Here is a 16,639-nt window from a genome sequence, read left to right as displayed (position 1 = left end):
AAGTGACTTAATGAAAGTTATGGTGTCTTAATAATTGCTATTTATCATCATTTAAAAAAGTTGAGCCTTATTCGTTTGGTTCAGGTTTTTTTATTTGAATACTATAGGAATAATTTCATGTCTATTACAACAGAATTTTCTTAAAAAGCATTAATCAGTAATAATAACCAACCAATAACTAAAAGCAAACCACCTATTGGAGTAATAGGGCCTAAGAGCCGAAGCTTTTTCCCTTTAGCATCAGACAATACTAAGCCGTAAATACTAAAAGAGAATAATATAATACCTATTGTGAAGCACCAGTATGTTGCAGACGTTAAAGTATTAGGGTTAAAACCCAAAGCTAGTAATACAATAGCATGATACATTTGGTATTTTACACCAACTTCAAAACTATGTAATTGGTCTTTAGATAAAATTTTCTTTAGGGCATGTGCGCCAAAAGCACCAAGGATTACTGATAACATTCCAAAAAATGCAGCTGTAACAATTATAATTTGTTGTGTCATTAAAGTGATATTTAGTAAACTATTGTTATTTATAAACTAAAGGAATAATTTCACCTTTGGCTAATCTGTATTTATCAACCGCTTCATTTGAAAACTGAGCCGTATAATCAACTTCTTCAACTTTAAAACCTATAGCTCTAAGCTTGTCAAAATAATCACGACCATAAACTCGAACATGATCGTACTGACCAAAGATTTTTGCGCGTTCAGTTCTGTCAGTTATAGTATCGTCTTCAAATGTTTCTGCACGATTTAAATCTTGCGGAATCTGAAAAACACCATAACCTCTAGGTTTCATGACTCTGTATAATTCTTGCATTGCCTTAGTGTCATTTGTAATGTGTTCTAAAACGTGATTACACAGAATAACATCATAACTATTATCTTCAAACGGAAGGTCGCATATATCTGCTTTAACATCTGCAATAGGAGATAGTAAATCTGTAGTAGTGTAATCTAAGTTTTTTAGTTCTTTAAATCGATTTAAAAAACATTGCTCTGGTGCAAAGTGTAAGACTTTTAAGTTTTCTGCAAAGAAATCTGTTTCATTTTTAAGATATAACCAAAGTAATCTGTGTCGCTCTAAAGAAAGGGTAGAAGGTGATAAGACATTAGGTCTTTGTTTACCATAACCATAAGGTAGAAAGGTTCTAAAACTTTTTTCGTCTATTGGATCTGTATACTTAGTTCCCTTTAAAATTATGGCTAAAAGAGGTTTCACTAAATAGCTTAACTTAATTAATAAGGGTCTTGGAACATTATTAAGAACTAGTTTGAATAAATTTTTCAATGGCTATTATTAATCTAGTCAAAAATAGATTTTAATTTTCACTTTCTAAAGGGATTTTTCATTCGGTATAATAGATAGAATCTTTATGTTTTAAATGCATCATATGGCCTCCATTTGAAGCTCTAGATTTAGCATGCCATAATGTAATTTCTTCACCAATTAAATCATTATTAAAGCGTTGTAAATCAATACCATTTTCGAGCGCGCGATTAATGTAGTATATATTACTGTTATCTTTTAAAATAAAAACGAAATCATATACTCCACTTGAGTAAAGACTGTCAACAATACCAGTAACTACCATACTTTTTTCTTTATTGGTATCAACGGGACCAATTTTCACAACGAATATGAGCTATAAAATAAATAGAATAAAGAGTGTACTTATTTATTCCTAATGACCAGAACATTATTTTTTTCAGCATAGTGAGTTAGTTTATAATACTAACGCTTTTTGTCTAAAATGATTCTCTCTTTCACTAGTAATGCCAAGCGCTTCATGGACATAAGCAAAAGTCGAAAGAATTTCTGGTTGACCGTTTACAATAGCAATATCATGCTCAAAATGAACACTTGGTTTTCCGTCTAGTGTTACTATAGTCCAACCATCTTTTAGTTGCTTTACCTTGTGAGTTCCCATATTTATCATAGGCTCAATGGCTACAACCATACCTTCAATAAATTTTTTACCTCTACCACGTCTGCCATAGTTAGGCATTTCTGGGTCTTCGTGCATTTTACGTCCTAAACCATGGCCAACTAATTCGCGAACCACACCATAACCTTCAGCTTCACAATGTTGTTGAATTGCAAAACCTACATCACCAACACGATTTCCAACCTTTAATTGTTCAATCCCAACATATAAAGATTCTTTTGTAACACGGATTAATTTTTTAGTGGCTTCATCTACATTACCAATTTCGAATGTGTATGCATGGTCACCATAAAAACCATTCATTATAGAACCACAGTCTATAGATACAATATCACCATCCTTTAAAGGAATATCTGTTGGCAATCCATGTACTACAGCCTCATTTACACTACATAATAACGTAGAAGGGCAATCGTAAAGTCCTTTAAAACCCGGTAATGCACCATGATCCCTTATAAATGCTTCTGCAATAGTATCTAAATGATTGGTTGTAACACCTTCTTTAACTTCTTTAGCCAACATGCCTAAGGTTTTAGATACGATGAGTGCGCTTTGGCGCATTAATTCAATTTCGGCTGCAGTTTTTACTATAATCATGATTAATTAATTGAGCCGCAAAGATAGGTAATTATAATAATTTAAAGTTTCGTTAAAACATGATATAAAACAGTTTTTAACCCCCTTTTCTACCATAAATTTGCATTCTAAATTTAGAAGACATGTATAAAACGGTTAGTGCAGAAGACGCTGTAAAAGTTATAAAGTCTAATGATAAAGTCTATATTCAAGCAGCTGCAGCAGCACCTCAAGCTTTAATAAAAGCAATGTCTGCCAGGCATGAAGAGTTAAGAAATGTAGAAATATGTCAATTACACACAGAGGGTGAAGCTCCCTATGCTAATCCAGACTTAAAAGATAGTTTTCATGTCAATTCCTTTTTTATCGGAAAAAATGTAAGACATACATTAAAGGCAGGTAATGGTTCTTACACACCAGTTTTTTTGAGTGAATTGCCACGTCTTTTCAAGCAACGAATTATTGAACTAGATGTTGTATTAATTCATGTCTCTGTCCCAGATAAGCATGGTTATTGTTCTTTGGGGGTTTCTGTAGAAGCATCTTTAGCAGCTATAGATAATGCTAAGTGTGTGATTGCACAAATTAACACTAATATGCCGAGGACTCATGGTGCAGGTATAATACATCATACCGAAATTGACTATTTTGTAGAGTGTAACGATGAGCTTCCCATACATTTAATGGCTGAGCCTACTAAAATTGAAAGTAAAATTGGTGATTATGTAGCGCGTCTAATAGAGGATAGAAGTACATTGCAGATGGGTATTGGTTCTATTCCTAATGCGGTATTAACCCAGTTAACAAGTCATAAAGATTTAGGTTTGCATACCGAAATGTTTTCAGATGGGGTTATAGATTTAATATTAAGTAATGTTATAAATGGTAATTATAAAAAGATTAATCGTGGTCGAGCACTTTCCACTTTTTTAATGGGATCTAAACGTTTATATGATTATGTAGATGATAATCCATTTGTAGAAATGCGGGCTTCAAACTACACAAATAATACAGCGTTTATTAAGCAAAATCCAAGAATGGTAGCTATAAACTCTGCAATTGAAGTTGATCTAACCGGACAGGTTTGTGCAGATTCTATTGGGTCGAGTATGTACTCTGGTGTTGGTGGTCAAATGGATTTTATGCGTGGTGCATCATTAAGTGAGGGCGGTAAGGCTATTATTGCATTGCCATCTGTAACTAAAAAGGGAATAAGTAGATTAGTACCAGCATTAAAACCTGGAGCAGGAGTGGTAACAACGAGAGCTCATGTTCATTATGTGGTTACGGAATATGGTATTGCTAGTTTGTATGGTAAAACAATAAAGGAGCGTGTAAAAGCTTTAGTTAATATTGCACATCCAGATCACAGAGAAGAAATAGATAAGGCTTATTTTGAAATGGTTTAAGGCGTTAAAATTGCCACCATTTCTTTTTTTGGTTTTTTATATCTGGTGTTTCATTGGTAATTAATTGATAGACTTCTCCCCAACCGAGAATACCACCAATATTTCTATCATCGATGAATAAGTCCGCGTGAATTTTTCGGCTTCTGCTATAGTCAAAACGTTCTTGAGGAAAACTCGCGTTTACGGCATAAAACTCAATACCATTTTCTTTACAAAAACCTACAGCTTCTTCTAATTTTCCACCCGAGCGATACGTCCATAAGATTAGGCGATGTCCATCTTGTCGAAGGCGTTTCAACGTTTCAAATGCAAAGATTCTTGTTTTGCCAATTTTAGGATAGGCATCATCTACGATAGTACCATCAAAATCTACAGCTATTATTAATTTATCTTGAAAATTCATTATACAAGCTCAGTTAAAAAGCAAAAGTACAAAATTGAGCCTAAATTAGACTGTGTTGTGTCATTGCTTTGGGCTGAGGGAGACCAATTAATTTTAAAATTGTTGGTGCAATATCACCTAAAACACCATCTTCAATTGCTTTAATATCTTTATCTATTAAAATAATAGGAACTGGATTAGTAGTATGTGCTGTATTGGGAGAACCATCTGGATTAATCATAGTTTCACAATTGCCGTGATCCGCAATTAGTATGGTTGTATAATTATTGTCTAAGGCAGTTTTTATGACATCTTTGACACATTTATCTACGACTTCGCAAGCTTTAATAGCAGCTTCCATAACACCTGTATGACCAACCATGTCGCCATTCGCAAAATTTAAACACACAAAATCTACTTTACCTTTTTCTAATTCAGGAATTAAAGCATCACGTAATTCATAAGCACTCATTTCTGGCTTTAAATCGTATGTAGCAACCTTTGGCGAATTTCTTAAAAGTCTTGTCTCTCCTTTAAAAGGAGCTTCTTGGCCACCAGAAAAGAAAAAAGTTACGTGTGGGTATTTTTCAGTTTCAGCGATTCTTATTTGTTTTTTATTGTGTTTTTCTAAAACTTCACCTAAAGTCTCTTTTAAGTTGTCTTTATTGAAAATTACATTAATGCCTTTGTAGTTTTCATCGTAGTTTGTCATGGTGACATAATGAAGATCTAGTTTGTGCATATTATATTCATGGAAATCTTTTTGAGACAAAACCTCAGTTAATTGACGACCTCTGTCTGTTCTAAAATTAAAAAATATAACAACATCATCATCCTTTATGGTAGCGGTCGGTTTGTTATTATCATCTATGATAATCAAAGGTTTTATAAATTCGTCTGTAATGTTTTCCTTATAGTTATCATTAATAGTTTTTAATACGTTTTTAGTTTGAGTGCCTACTCCATTAACTAAAGCATTATAGGCTAGTTTTACGCGTTCCCAACGTTTATCTCTATCCATAGCATAGTAGCGACCAGTAACTGTTGCAAGCTTGCCTGTTGTTTTGTTTAAATAATCTTCGAGTTCTGAAATAAAGCCGTAACCAGATTTTGGGTCTACATCTCTGCCATCTGTAAAAGCATGAACAAAAACATCTTTTAATCCATAGTCATTCACAGCATCAATTAATCCATAAACATGATTGAGGTGAGAATGTACACCACCATCACTCACTAAACCTAATAAGTGTACATTCTTATTATTAGTTTTAGCATATTCAAAAGCATTTTTTAAAACTTGTTCTTGTTCTAGTGTTTTATTTTTTACGGCTAAGTTAATTTTTACTAAATCTTGGTATACAATTCTGCCTGCACCCAAATTCATGTGTCCAACTTCACTATTGCCCATTTGGCCTTCTGGTAACCCAACATGGAGGCCGTCAGTTCTTAGGCTGGCATTAGGATAGTTTTTATAAAGAGAATCTATAAATGGAGTCTGTGCATTATCGATGGCAGATACTTTTGGATCTGGTGATGTTCCCCAGCCATCTAGTATCATCAGTATAACCTTTTTGTTCATTAAAATAGTTTTAGTAATCCAAAGATAAGATATACAATACTATAATAAATTTACACAGAAGAAAATTTAAGATGTAAACTCCAAATTACTATTCTGAAGACCTAGTAATACACACTAATTCTTTTTGTGATACTCTTAACAGATTTGTTTCCAAATCGTTAAATATATGTTATATAATTTTTTAGGTGTAACAGATCTGAATAAATACCGTCTCCTATAGTATAATCAAAAAACAAATCAATTAAATTTTAAAATCTTTCATCATGAAAAAAACAGTAGTAGTATTTGCCTTAGCATTAGGCTTTTCAATTTCAAGTTTAAATGCATTTAACAGTACGTTATCTTTAAATTCTGAAGTAAACGTTGAAAAAAGAGTAGAAGTTAGTCCTTTGTGTAAAGCAGTAGCAACAGGAGATATTGTAACTGTAAAAAAATTAATTAAGAAAGGAGCGGATGTTAATGCAAAATCTAATGGTTTGCGTCCTATTCATTATGCGGCAAAGTACAACCGTGTAGAATTAATAAAAGTATTATTAACAGCCGGATCTGAGGTACATGCTACTTGTGATGAAGGTTATACAGCTTTGGCGTATGCTAAAAAAGCAAATGCCAAAGATGCTGAACTATTTTTAAAGCGTTTTAAAAAGAAAAATATCTAGGAGTAGATAATTATTTGAGTTAGTTAGTTGAAAAAGCGTCTTAGTAATTTAAGACGCTTTTTGTTTCTGTAATTTCTTATAGATTCTATTTTCTGGATCTGGATGCGAACTCTGAAACTCTGGTGCACGATTTGGACGATCTGCAGCCTTTAAAATTTCCATTACACCAATTATTTCTTCAGGGTATAACCAGCGTCCATCATAAATTGTACGCCAAGTTCATCGCTTTCTAATTCGTCACCTCTTCCATTTTTTAAAAGTTGACCTTGTCCCATTTTTTGAGCTACAATTCAAGTATCAATGACAGAACCATCCAGAGCATTAACGTTCCAAAAGTTAGCATTAGTAATACGTCCGTTGGAATGTTTTCCTAAAACATGTCCAATTTCATGACCTATAACACCTGCGAGTTGGTCTTCATTTTGTAGTTGAGAAAACAATGCATAAGTGATGAAGATTTGTCCACCAGGTAATACAAATGCGTTAATGGTTTGCTAATCAGCTAAGGGATGAAACTTATATTTGTAGTGTGTTTTTTTGGCAACACTATTATTAACTAGCTTGCTGCCCACATCGTCAACCAAAGCTTGATAATCCTTTCGAGGATGCAATCCACTGTGTTGTTGTGCCATACCACGAGCGCTTTGTTAACCAATAGTATCTCTTGTTCTGGTGATAGCGAAACGGCTTGAGTCTTTCCTGTGTAAGGACTAACCTCTTCTTGGCTACACTTTCTTTAAAAAAAGCAAAAGCAACAACAGCTAAAGCAATAAAAATTCTAATTTTAAATTTTTTACTTCTCATAATAATTCATTTACAAAAGTTTAACACATGATTTTATTGAAAAGTCATCCTTTTAATGGTAGAGTTGCCGTTTTATATAAGTATTTAAATTATTTTTATCCTATTAATAACAGACTATGCCTTATCAGTTTAGAATACTACCGAATGACGATTTAGATGTAATTATACCATTAGTGTATGAGCTTAATGAAGCTAAAGTTAGTAAAGAGCTTCTCAAATCTAGATTTAATGAAATGAAGAATCAAAATTATGAATGTGCAGTAATATTTGATGGTAAAGATTTAGTAGGAGTTACTGGCTTGTGGTTCTGTACACGTCATTATGTCGGCAAATCTGTAGAATTAGACCATGTTTTTATTCAACCAAAATATCGAGATGAAGGATTAGGTAAAAAATTCATGAACTGGATACAGAATTATGTTACAGAAAAAGGATATAATTCTATGGAGCTAAACACTTATGTTCAAAACTACCCTTCGCATAAGTTTTATTATAACAAAGGTTACGAAATTTGGGGTTATCACTTCTTTAAGAAAATTTAATTTATTTTAAAAAGCCTAAATCAGAATTAGGGTTTATTTCATAAGGAGCTTTGTTGTATTCAAAAATTCTTGCATCTAAGGTTCCTTTTAAAGTTAGATTATTTCCTTTTACTTCAATCCAACTGCCTTCTCTTAGTCCTATTACTGGTTGTGAGTTGTGTGCCAGAAATTCTTTAATCCGAGTTTCTCTAGTTTCTCCCATGTGTTTGCTGCCTGGTTTTGGGTCTAAATAGTGAGGGTTTATGTTAAATGGTACTAAACCTAAAGTCTTAAAAGTTGGTGGATAAACTATTGGCATATCGTTGGTGGTATTCATCGTTAAGCCACAAATATTACTACCCGCACTAGTGCCTAAATAGGGTGTGCCATTTTCTACGGCCTTTTTAAGTAATGATATAACTTTGTTTTTGTAGAGCTGATTAACCAAAACAAACGTATTACCTCCTCCTGTGAAAATTCCTTCAGCGTTACTAATCGCATCTTTAGGATTATCAAACTCATGTATCCCTTTAACTGTTTTACCAATTAAATGAAATGCTTTTGAAGCAATTTTAGTGTAATCATCATGAGAAATGCCACTTGGTCTTGCATAAGGAATAAATAGAATTTCTTGAGCAGATTTGAAATGAACTTTAAGCTCATCTAATAGATATTCTAAATAACCGCTGCCATGAATAGTTGAAGTACTCGCAATTAAAATTGATTTCAAAATTTAAATTTTAGCAAATTTAAGTAAACATTGAGTTGAATAAAAGTTTATGTAGTATAATGCCTACTAAGACAAACTTAAATAGTATCTTTAATAAAAGGAAAAAGATGAAAAAATTAGCGTTTTTATTTTTTATGTTGAGCTTAAGTAGTTTTCTCTTTTCTCAAGAAAACAATCAAATTAATGTAAAAGGTCAGATTATTGTTGAAGGTAATGATATTGAAGGTATTGTTATATTCAATAAAATGTCAAACAAAGGTACTGTTAGTGATACTAAAGGTGAATTTAAACTTAAGCTTAAGCTTAGTGATACTATTGAGTTTAGGGCATTAAAATATCAAGACTTTAATGTAGTTGTTAATGCTGCTATCATTCAATCTAAACGAATGAAGATTTTTTTAATTGAAGAAATTAATCAATTAGATGAAATAGTTATCAGTGACAGCCGTCTGTCAGGGAATCTGATAACAGATGTTAGTTCTGTGCAAACATTTAAGCCAAAATATGAAGCTATTTATTTTGGTGTAAAACAAGAAAGAAGACTTAATGAAAGTGAATCAGATTTTACAAGATCAGATATTGCTATTACAAATATAACTTCACAAAACAAACCACTTGTAAATGGTCTTAATATAATTAATGTTGTAGATCAGTTATTAATACCTCTATTTAGATCAGAAGTTAGAAATAAAAAGGAATTAGGTGTGCCAGATGTACCTGCAAAGTCTATTAAATACTTTTTGGGATCAGAGTTTTTATTAGATAACTTTGGTATACCTAGGCATAGAATAGAAGAGTTTATACGTTATGTTGAAGAAGAAAACTTTGATTTCAACCTTCTTAATTATGGAAAAGAGTTAGAACTTTTAGAAGTGATAAACCAAAAAAGTAAACTTTTTTTGAAAGATGAGAACAAGAAAACTGATTAATAGCTTATTCTGATTTAACATAAATTTACAAGCCTTTTCTATGGAATTAGGATTTTAAGCACGAAATTTATGTCTTACAAATAATTCAATGAGACATATAGTACTATTACTTTTTAGCGCTTTAACAATATCTACATACAGTCAAGAAATTGACAGAGTTAGGGTCAACGGAAAAATAGTTGTTCTATCAGAAGATAAAGAAGGAGTAAGCGTATATAACAGTTCGTCAAATAAAGGTACCACAACAGATGTAAATGGGAATTTTAAACTTAATGTAGCGCTTAATGATGTTATTGAGTTTGGAGCGCTTCAGTTTAGAGACTTTACTATAACTATAAATGATAGAATTATTGCATCTAAGCAGATGACTGTAATTTTAGTTGAAGAAGTGAATAAATTAGATGAGGTTGTTTTGCTTCCTTATGGCCTTACAGGTAATTTAAATGCAGATTTAGAAAATGTAAGAACGTATAATTCAGATTTAGATGCCATTTATTTTGGTTTAGATCACATAACCGATTTTGAGTTTTCAGCAGATTATAAAACCAAAGTAGAAAACCCAGCTTTTGATGAATACCAACCAAGAGTAGAAAATATGCTTAACATTGTAAATCTAGCAGGTTTTTTAATCAGTCAGGTCGTAGATGTTGAAAAGAAGTCTAAAAAAGAAATAGCGATTAAGGCTACACCATTCCGAAAAGCACTAGATCAGTATAGTATCAATTTTATCCATTCTAATTTTAATATACCATTAGATAAAGTCGAGGCCTTTATTGATTATGTAGAATTAGAAGGTGTTGATGAAGATTTATTAAAGAACAATAAAGAAGTATTACTTTTAGAACGTATTAACCAATTAAGTAAATCTTACCTAAAAAATCAAAGTGCTAAAGAGTAAATGTTTTATTCTTTATGTTGTGTTTTTTCTTTGTTTAGGATTAAGTGCACAGCATAAAAAACTTAAAGGTCTACTCATCGCAACGGATGACGTAGAAGGCATTCATGTTTTAAATAAATCTTCTATTAAATACACAGTTTCTAATGAAGATGGAAGCTTTGTAATACCAGCTAAACTTTCAGATACATTAACTATTTCTAGTTTAAAATACAAAATAAAAATGGTTATTATTACCCAATCTATTTTAGATTTAGGTGAATTTAGTGTTCAACTAGAGGAGCAGATAAATGAACTTAATCAAGTTGTTGTGGGTAAAATATATACAGGAAGTTTAGAGTCCGATCTTCAGAACTCTGATGCTGAGACAGAAATTAATTTTTATGATTTAGGAATTCCTGGTTTTACAGGTAAACCACTAACACAAAATGAACGAAAACTATTTGATGCAGATGCTGGGAGTATGTTTAGTTTAGGTGGAGGAAGTTATGGAGCAGGAGGTGGAGTTAACTTTCATAAGTTGCTAAACAAAATTAGTGGAAGAACTAAAAAACTTAAAGAAATAGTAGCACTAGATAATAGGGCTAAGTGCATAAATCGTTTAAGGTTAGAGTACGAATCTATAATTTTCGAGAAAGATACTCTAGCTGAAAACTTAAAAAGTGAGTACTTTTACTTTTGCGAAGAAGACTCAGATTTTAAAGCCTTATGTGATGCAAATGACGACTTAACTGCAATTGAATTTTTAAGAGCTAAATTAGTAGCCTACAAAAAAAACAGAGAATCAGTATCTAAAGATTAATTTTGGAATGCTTTTTGAAATTAACCAGTAAATTTTATAATTAAACATGAAATCGTTAACGTTAATAATTACTTTATTAATAGCTCCTTTATTTTCTATAAATACAAGTAATACGCACGAATATTATATTAGTGTAACTAAGGTAGAATACTCTAATGAGCAAAGTTCACTGCAGATTATAAGTCAGATTTTTATTGATGATTTTGAAAAATTACTACGCCAACGTTATGATGAGAGTATCACGCTTACCGAGTCTAATGAGCCAAAAATTATAGAAGATTACATGAAACGCTACTTACAAAACAAGTTAATGATAAATGTAAATGGTAGTAAAGTTAATTTCAATTTCTTAGGTAAAGAATATAAAGATGATATTGTTTATTGTTATTTAGAAATCGAAAATATAACAGAGATTAATTCTATAAAGATCACCAATCGTGTTTTGTTCGACGTAATCTCAGAACAACAAAATATTGTACGATTAAAATTAAAGAACAAAAATAAGAGTTTTCTACTAACTCCAGAGAATGACAATTGCATGTTAAACTTTAATTAAAAACTGTTAGAGACATCATAATTCATTAATTTAGACATCATTTTTTAACCAGACAAAAATCACACATGAAAATTTTTAAGTACTTATTATGTGCTTTATTATTTGTTTCAGCAAATATGTTTGCACAAGACGAAGTAAAGCCAGAACGTAAACAAGGTCACACCAATCAAAACAAGTTTAAACAACTCTATGATGAGTTTTCTACACCAAACATGTTTAGAACAGGCTCCGGTGCACCAGGTCCAGCTTACTATCAACAACAAGCTGATTATAAAATGGATATTGAAATTGATGATGAAAAGGCAAGATTATATGGAAATGAGACCATAACTTATACTAATAACTCACCAGATGAACTTAAATACTTATGGGTTCAGTTAGACCAAAATATGAGAGCAAAGGATTCTAAAACTCCTTTGGTTTCTAATGAAAGACCACAAGAAGCCACGTATGCGTCTAGTTTTACTAACACATATTTAAAAGATGGTTTGGAAAGAGGTTTTAACATTGAGCATGTAAAAGGTGTCAATGGTAAAGATTTACCAAACACTATTAACCGCACAATGATGCGCGTTGAGTTGCCTAAGGCTATGAAAACTGGAGATAAGTTTTCTTTCAATATAAAATGGTGGTATAATATAAATAATCACGTTACTGAAGGTGGTCGCTCAGGTTACGAGTATTTTGAGGAAAATGATAACAAAATTTATGTAATGGCTCAATTTTATCCACGTATGGCTGTATATAATGATGTTGAAGGATGGCAAAATTCTCAGTTTTGGGGACGTGATGAGTTTGCGTTACCATTTGGTGATTTTGATGTGAATATTACAGTGCCAGCAGATCACATTTTAGATGGTACAGGATATTTAACGAATAGATCAGAAGTATTTACAAAAGATATGATGAAACGATTTAAGCAAGCTCAAAAATCTTTTGATAAGCCAGTAATGATTGTAACTCAAGCTGAAGCTGAGAAAACAGAAAAGATGAAGAGTAAGTCAAAAAAGACTTGGAAGCTTTCTGCTCAGATGGTTCGTGATTTTGGTTTCGCTACATCTCGTAAGTTTTTATGGGATATGATGGCAGTAAAAATCGGTAAAAAAGATGTTATGGCTGTATCTTTATATTCTAAAGAAGGGAACCCTTTATGGGAAGATTGGTCTACTAATGCAGTGGCAAGTACATTAAAGTCCTACTCTCGTATGACGTTTGATTATCCTTATCACAAAGCAATATCTGTACATGCACCAATGGGAATGGAATATCCTATGATTTGTTTCAACTTTGGTCGCCCTGATAAAGAAGGGAAATTTTCTGATAGAACTAAATACGGAATGATTAGTGTAATTATTCATGAAGTAGGACATAACTTCTTTCCTATGATTGTAAATAGTGACGAGCGTCAATGGACATGGATGGATGAAGGTTTAAATACTTTTGTACAGTATGTTGCTGAACAAGATTTCGGTGAGTGGTATCCAGCCGCTTTGTCCCCTAAAGACAAGAAATACCCTTCTCGTAGAGGTCCGGCTAAGAATATCGTAAGATATATGGGTGGTGATCAAGATTTTATTGCACCAATTATGACTAAGGGGCATAATACATTCCAATTTGGTAGTAATGCTTACAGCAAGCCAGGAACTGGTTTAAATATATTAAGAGAAACGATTATGGGTCGCGATCTTTTTGACTATTCTTTTAGAGAATATGCAAACAGATGGATGTTTAAGCACCCAACACCAGAAGATTTTTTCCGTACTATGGAAGATGCATCTGCAGTAGATTTAGATTGGTTTTGGAGAGGATGGTTTTACACAACGGATTACACAGATATTGGTATTAAACAGGTTAAGAAATATCAGGTAACAAGTAATCCAACGACTGCGGTTAAAAATCAATTAAAAGAGCAAGGACGTTCTATAGATGACTTACCACCTTTAGTGTTTTTCGTAGAAGAAGGAAGTGAAGATTATGATGCTACAATGGTAGGTAAAGATGTTGCCGAGAATGCTAAAACAGTTAAGGAATACGTAATGGATAACTTTACTCCAGAAGAGCGTAAAAACTTAAAGGCGCCTAAATATTTCTATAATATAACATTTGATAAGCCAGGTGGTTTAGTAATGCCTTTAATTGTAGAATATACATATTCAGATGGTTCTAAAGAGAGAATTACATATCCTGCACAAGTATGGAGATTAAATGATGCCGAGGTGTCTAAATCTATAGGTAGTGATAAAGAAATTGTGTCAATAATGGTAGATCCAGATTTGGAGACTGCAGATGTAGATACTTCGAATAACTCTTGGCCTAGAGAAGTTAAAGAGAATGATTTTGATAAATTCAAAAACAAAGTGAAGGATTAATTCTTTACTTTTATAATATAAAGCCGACTTTAACGAGTCGGCTTTTTTTTTATTAGACAAAGTCACTCTATATTTGCACTGTGATACAATTAACTACATTATTATTTATCGGAGGTACCGAAATCATCTTTATACTTTTTATAGTGGTTATGGTTTTTGGTTCAGATAAAATTCCTGAAATAGCTAGAGGTTTAGGGAAAGGTATGCGCCAACTAAAGGATGCCACAAACGATATTAAACATGAAGTAACTAAAAGTGCGAAAGAAAATAATATCGTAGACACAGATGCCGCTAAAGAAATTCAACAAGAATTAAATAAAGTAAAGGATGAACTTGAAGATTTTACAGGATCATTAAGACGTAATAAGTAGTTTATAATCGTCTACTTATTGTTAAGCCATCTCTTATTGGTAAAAGTACTGTTTCTACACGTTTATCAGTTTTAAGAAGTGTATTATACTCTAAAACAGCTTTTGTAGACTTATCTTTTTCTTCTAACGGCTCAACTACTTTTCCGTACCATAAAACATTATCAGAAAGAATAACACCTCCTTTATTAAGCTTTTCTATAATTAAATGGAAGTAATTACTGTAGTTGGGTTTATCTGCATCTATAAAAACTAAATCGAAGGTTAAATCTAATTTTGGGATGATATCAATGGCACTACCTGTATGTTGAATGATTTGATGACCTCTGCCAGATTTATCGAAGTATTTACGTTGAAAATTAACTAACTCCTCATTCACGTCAATGGTATGTATTTGGCCGTCAATTTGTAAGCCTTCTGTTAAACAGATGGTAGAGTAGCCTGTAAACGTTCCGAGTTCTAGTATTGTTTTTGGATTTATTAACTTAGATATCATGCTCAAAACCCGTCCTTGATAAGGACCACTTAGCATTATAGGCTGTAAAACCTTTTGATAGGTTTCTCTAGTTAATTTTTGTAATAAATCCGGTTCTTGCTCGGAATGCGCCACAATGTAGTCATCTAAGACTTCAGGTAAAAAATACATATTAATAAATATTAGTAGAAATTAAAATTTAAACTATGAGTTTGTATCGTTCTCAGGTAAATCTAGTTTAACAGCTTTTCCTTTAAACTTATTCGAGAAAAATATAACTGTACCAACTACAATAAGGCTTATTTTTATAATCCAAGATATAACGTCTCCCCAATTGTCGATCCAAGATAAAATATAGAGTTGTCTATCAAAATAAGGAAGAGCTATAGCAGCAACTCCGAATAATGTTATATAAACACCGAGTCTTTTCATAGTTTAGGTATCAATTAATTTTTAAATGTATTTATAACTTTAAGACAGTATTCTAGAAATCAGTTTTTTCTTGGAAGCTTCATTATCTCCGCACAGCCACTGAATAACGTTGTCTTCCCAAATAGCATCACGCTCTGTTTCTGTTATTATTTTCCGTTCTATGGCTAAGTCTAAAATTTTACCAGGATAAGAAGATTGTTGTTCGCTTTCCATTTCACCAAGCGGATAAGGATCATCTAATCCCATTAAAACTTGTTTAGAACCTTGGTTTCTAATTAATAGTTCTAAACCACCAGTGTCGTGTACAAGTGTATCAAAGAATATATTTTTATGACCTACAGCTTTTCTAGGATGGCTTTTTCCTTCAAATAAATCTGGACGTCCGTCAAACCCTTGAATTCGTCTTCCTAAGTTAATTTGTGCTAATTGACCACCGTGAGCAAAACATGTTCGCATGTTAGGATATTTATCTTGGTAGCCGTTTAATGTTAAGAAATGATAGGCATCTGCACATTGAGCTAACATCCATATTAAATGAAATCGCCATGAGGTGTTTTCTAGTTTTATGAATTTCTCACCATCGTAAGGGTGTACTTCGATAGCTAAATTGTACTTGTTAGCTAATTCGAAAATAGGTTCATTTTCTTCATCAAAAATACAACGCCAAGTTCCAATGGTGTCCATGTAATGCGTTGGTAAGCATAGTAGTTGCAAACCTAATTCTTCAACACAACGTTCAATTTCCCAACAAGCACCTCGAACAAATCCAGGATGTACAACAAAACCACAAGTAAACTTACTCGGGTGATTTTTTTGCACTTTAGCATTAAAATCATTCTGAAAACGCAACGCTTGTTTCATTTCTTCAACCCGAAGCCCATTACCATATAATTGTGATAAATTTAAAACTACGGCGTGATCTAGCTTGTTTCGCTCCATCCATTCTAGTTTTTCATCTAAAAAGAAACTAGAATCTGTGATTGGACGATTCCAATCTTTTTGGAGCATAAACTTACGGTCTTTATCGACCCAGAAAATACCTTTATCTTTCATAAACTGAGGAATATCTTCAGGGTAGGGAAGAAGGTGTGAGTGGCCGTTTATTCTTAGTTTGCGTTTTGTCATACTATTTCCTGCAAAGGCAGGAATCTTATTAATTAGAGTTTCAATTATTATTGAATCTCAGAGGTTAATAA

The 16,639-nt window shown here is 32.4% G+C and carries 21 protein-coding genes; 9 read left to right on the top strand and 12 right to left on the bottom strand.

The features are described from left to right. Window positions 1–140: 140 nt before the first annotated feature. The 4 genes from B2U95_RS05245 to map form a co-directional block, all read right to left on the bottom strand. On the bottom strand, window positions 141–509 hold the full coding sequence (locus B2U95_RS05245; RefSeq protein WP_296313517.1) for a DUF423 domain-containing protein: 369 nt from the start codon (window positions 507–509) through the stop codon (window positions 141–143). 25 nt (window positions 510–534) lie between these two features. Further along, on the bottom strand, window positions 535–1,299 hold the full coding sequence (locus tag B2U95_RS05240; protein ID WP_296313515.1) for a class I SAM-dependent methyltransferase: 765 nt from the start codon (window positions 1,297–1,299) through the stop codon (window positions 535–537). Window positions 1,300–1,357: 58 nt separating this feature from the next. Beyond that, complete coding sequence (locus B2U95_RS05235; RefSeq protein ID WP_296313511.1) at window positions 1,358–1,642, bottom strand: hypothetical protein; 285 nt, start codon at window positions 1,640–1,642, stop codon at window positions 1,358–1,360. A gap of 93 nt (window positions 1,643–1,735) precedes the next feature. After that, window positions 1,736–2,554, bottom strand: coding sequence for a type I methionyl aminopeptidase (map, locus tag B2U95_RS05230; RefSeq protein ID WP_296313509.1), 819 nt, complete (start codon window positions 2,552–2,554; stop codon window positions 1,736–1,738). A gap of 122 nt (window positions 2,555–2,676) precedes the next feature. On the opposite strand from map, the gene B2U95_RS05225 reads away from it, so the two are divergent. Next, entirely contained in the window at window positions 2,677–3,942 is a 1,266-nt protein-coding gene (locus tag B2U95_RS05225; RefSeq protein WP_296313507.1) for an acetyl-CoA hydrolase/transferase family protein, read from the top strand. 4 nt (window positions 3,943–3,946) lie between these two features. Here B2U95_RS05225 and B2U95_RS05220 read toward each other — a convergent pair whose 3' ends face one another. Both B2U95_RS05220 and gpmI read right to left on the bottom strand, forming a co-directional pair. After that, complete coding sequence (locus B2U95_RS05220; RefSeq protein ID WP_296313505.1) at window positions 3,947–4,345, bottom strand: BT0820 family HAD-type phosphatase; 399 nt, start codon at window positions 4,343–4,345, stop codon at window positions 3,947–3,949. Between the two features lie 40 nt (window positions 4,346–4,385). Beyond that, the gene (gene gpmI / locus B2U95_RS05215; protein WP_296313503.1) at window positions 4,386–5,903 is read right to left on the bottom strand and encodes a 2,3-bisphosphoglycerate-independent phosphoglycerate mutase; all 1,518 of its coding nucleotides are present in this window, start codon (window positions 5,901–5,903) and stop codon (window positions 4,386–4,388) included. A 263-nt stretch (window positions 5,904–6,166) separates the two neighbouring features. Between gpmI and B2U95_RS05210 the strand changes: the two genes are divergently transcribed. After that, a complete protein-coding gene (locus B2U95_RS05210) occupies window positions 6,167–6,562 on the top strand; it encodes an ankyrin repeat domain-containing protein (RefSeq protein WP_296313501.1) in 396 nt (131 codons plus the stop codon). Between the two features lie 290 nt (window positions 6,563–6,852). On the opposite strand, the gene B2U95_RS16295 is transcribed toward B2U95_RS05210, so the two are convergent. Both B2U95_RS16295 and B2U95_RS16290 read right to left on the bottom strand, forming a co-directional pair. Continuing rightward, a complete protein-coding gene (locus B2U95_RS16295) occupies window positions 6,853–7,002 on the bottom strand; it encodes a M48 family metalloprotease (RefSeq protein WP_414727666.1) in 150 nt (49 codons plus the stop codon). Between the two features lie 54 nt (window positions 7,003–7,056). Continuing rightward, entirely contained in the window at window positions 7,057–7,194 is a 138-nt protein-coding gene (locus B2U95_RS16290) for a hypothetical protein (RefSeq protein WP_414727665.1), read from the bottom strand. Window positions 7,195–7,482: 288 nt separating this feature from the next. Here B2U95_RS16290 and B2U95_RS05200 point away from each other — a divergent pair, with 288 nt between their 5' ends. Beyond that, window positions 7,483–7,908 carry a GNAT family N-acetyltransferase gene (locus B2U95_RS05200; protein WP_296313498.1) on the top strand — a complete coding sequence of 142 codons (426 nt, stop codon included), beginning with the start codon at window positions 7,483–7,485 and terminating at the stop codon, window positions 7,906–7,908. Between the two features lies 1 nt (window position 7,909). On the opposite strand, the gene pepE is transcribed toward B2U95_RS05200, so the two are convergent. Then, the gene (gene pepE, locus B2U95_RS05195; protein WP_296313496.1) at window positions 7,910–8,617 is read right to left on the bottom strand and encodes a dipeptidase PepE; all 708 of its coding nucleotides are present in this window, start codon (window positions 8,615–8,617) and stop codon (window positions 7,910–7,912) included. A 107-nt stretch (window positions 8,618–8,724) separates the two neighbouring features. Between pepE and B2U95_RS05190 the strand changes: the two genes are divergently transcribed. From B2U95_RS05190 to B2U95_RS05165, 6 genes are all read left to right on the top strand, one after another. After that, window positions 8,725–9,546 (top strand): carboxypeptidase-like regulatory domain-containing protein, encoded by an 822-nt coding sequence (locus B2U95_RS05190; protein ID WP_296313494.1) that lies wholly within the window; start codon window positions 8,725–8,727, stop codon window positions 9,544–9,546. Window positions 9,547–9,634: 88 nt separating this feature from the next. Beyond that, entirely contained in the window at window positions 9,635–10,444 is an 810-nt protein-coding gene (locus B2U95_RS05185; RefSeq protein WP_296313492.1) for a hypothetical protein, read from the top strand. Further along, complete coding sequence (locus B2U95_RS05180) at window positions 10,431–11,243, top strand: hypothetical protein (protein WP_296313491.1); 813 nt, start codon at window positions 10,431–10,433, stop codon at window positions 11,241–11,243. The genes B2U95_RS05185 and B2U95_RS05180 overlap by 14 nt, the downstream gene beginning before the upstream one ends. 46 nt (window positions 11,244–11,289) lie before the next feature. Beyond that, window positions 11,290–11,799: a DUF6702 family protein gene (locus B2U95_RS05175; RefSeq protein ID WP_296313489.1), complete on the top strand. Its 510-nt coding sequence runs from the start codon at window positions 11,290–11,292 to the stop codon at window positions 11,797–11,799. 65 nt (window positions 11,800–11,864) lie between these two features. Next, the gene (locus tag B2U95_RS05170) at window positions 11,865–14,168 is read left to right on the top strand and encodes a M1 family metallopeptidase (RefSeq protein ID WP_296313488.1); all 2,304 of its coding nucleotides are present in this window, start codon (window positions 11,865–11,867) and stop codon (window positions 14,166–14,168) included. Window positions 14,169–14,248: 80 nt separating this feature from the next. Continuing rightward, window positions 14,249–14,539 (top strand): Sec-independent protein translocase subunit TatA/TatB, encoded by a 291-nt coding sequence (locus tag B2U95_RS05165; RefSeq protein ID WP_296313486.1) that lies wholly within the window; start codon window positions 14,249–14,251, stop codon window positions 14,537–14,539. Between the two features lies 1 nt (window position 14,540). Here B2U95_RS05165 and B2U95_RS05160 read toward each other — a convergent pair whose 3' ends face one another. From B2U95_RS05160 to B2U95_RS05150, 3 genes are read right to left on the bottom strand one after another with little or no spacing between them, the layout of a single operon-like run. Beyond that, entirely contained in the window at window positions 14,541–15,182 is a 642-nt protein-coding gene (locus B2U95_RS05160; RefSeq protein ID WP_296313482.1) for an O-methyltransferase, read from the bottom strand. 33 nt (window positions 15,183–15,215) lie between these two features. Beyond that, a complete protein-coding gene (locus tag B2U95_RS05155; RefSeq protein WP_296313480.1) occupies window positions 15,216–15,443 on the bottom strand; it encodes a hypothetical protein in 228 nt (75 codons plus the stop codon). Window positions 15,444–15,482: 39 nt separating this feature from the next. Then, window positions 15,483–16,568, bottom strand: a complete 1,086-nt coding sequence (locus tag B2U95_RS05150; RefSeq protein ID WP_296313478.1) for an amidohydrolase family protein — start codon at window positions 16,566–16,568, stop codon at window positions 15,483–15,485. Window positions 16,569–16,639 lie beyond the last annotated feature (71 nt).

This window comes from Winogradskyella sp. UBA3174 (assembly GCF_002364335.1).
In the GTDB taxonomy this organism is placed as follows: Bacteria; Bacteroidota; Bacteroidia; order Flavobacteriales; family Flavobacteriaceae; genus Winogradskyella.
This window is presented reverse-complemented; position numbering and strand designations above follow the sequence as displayed.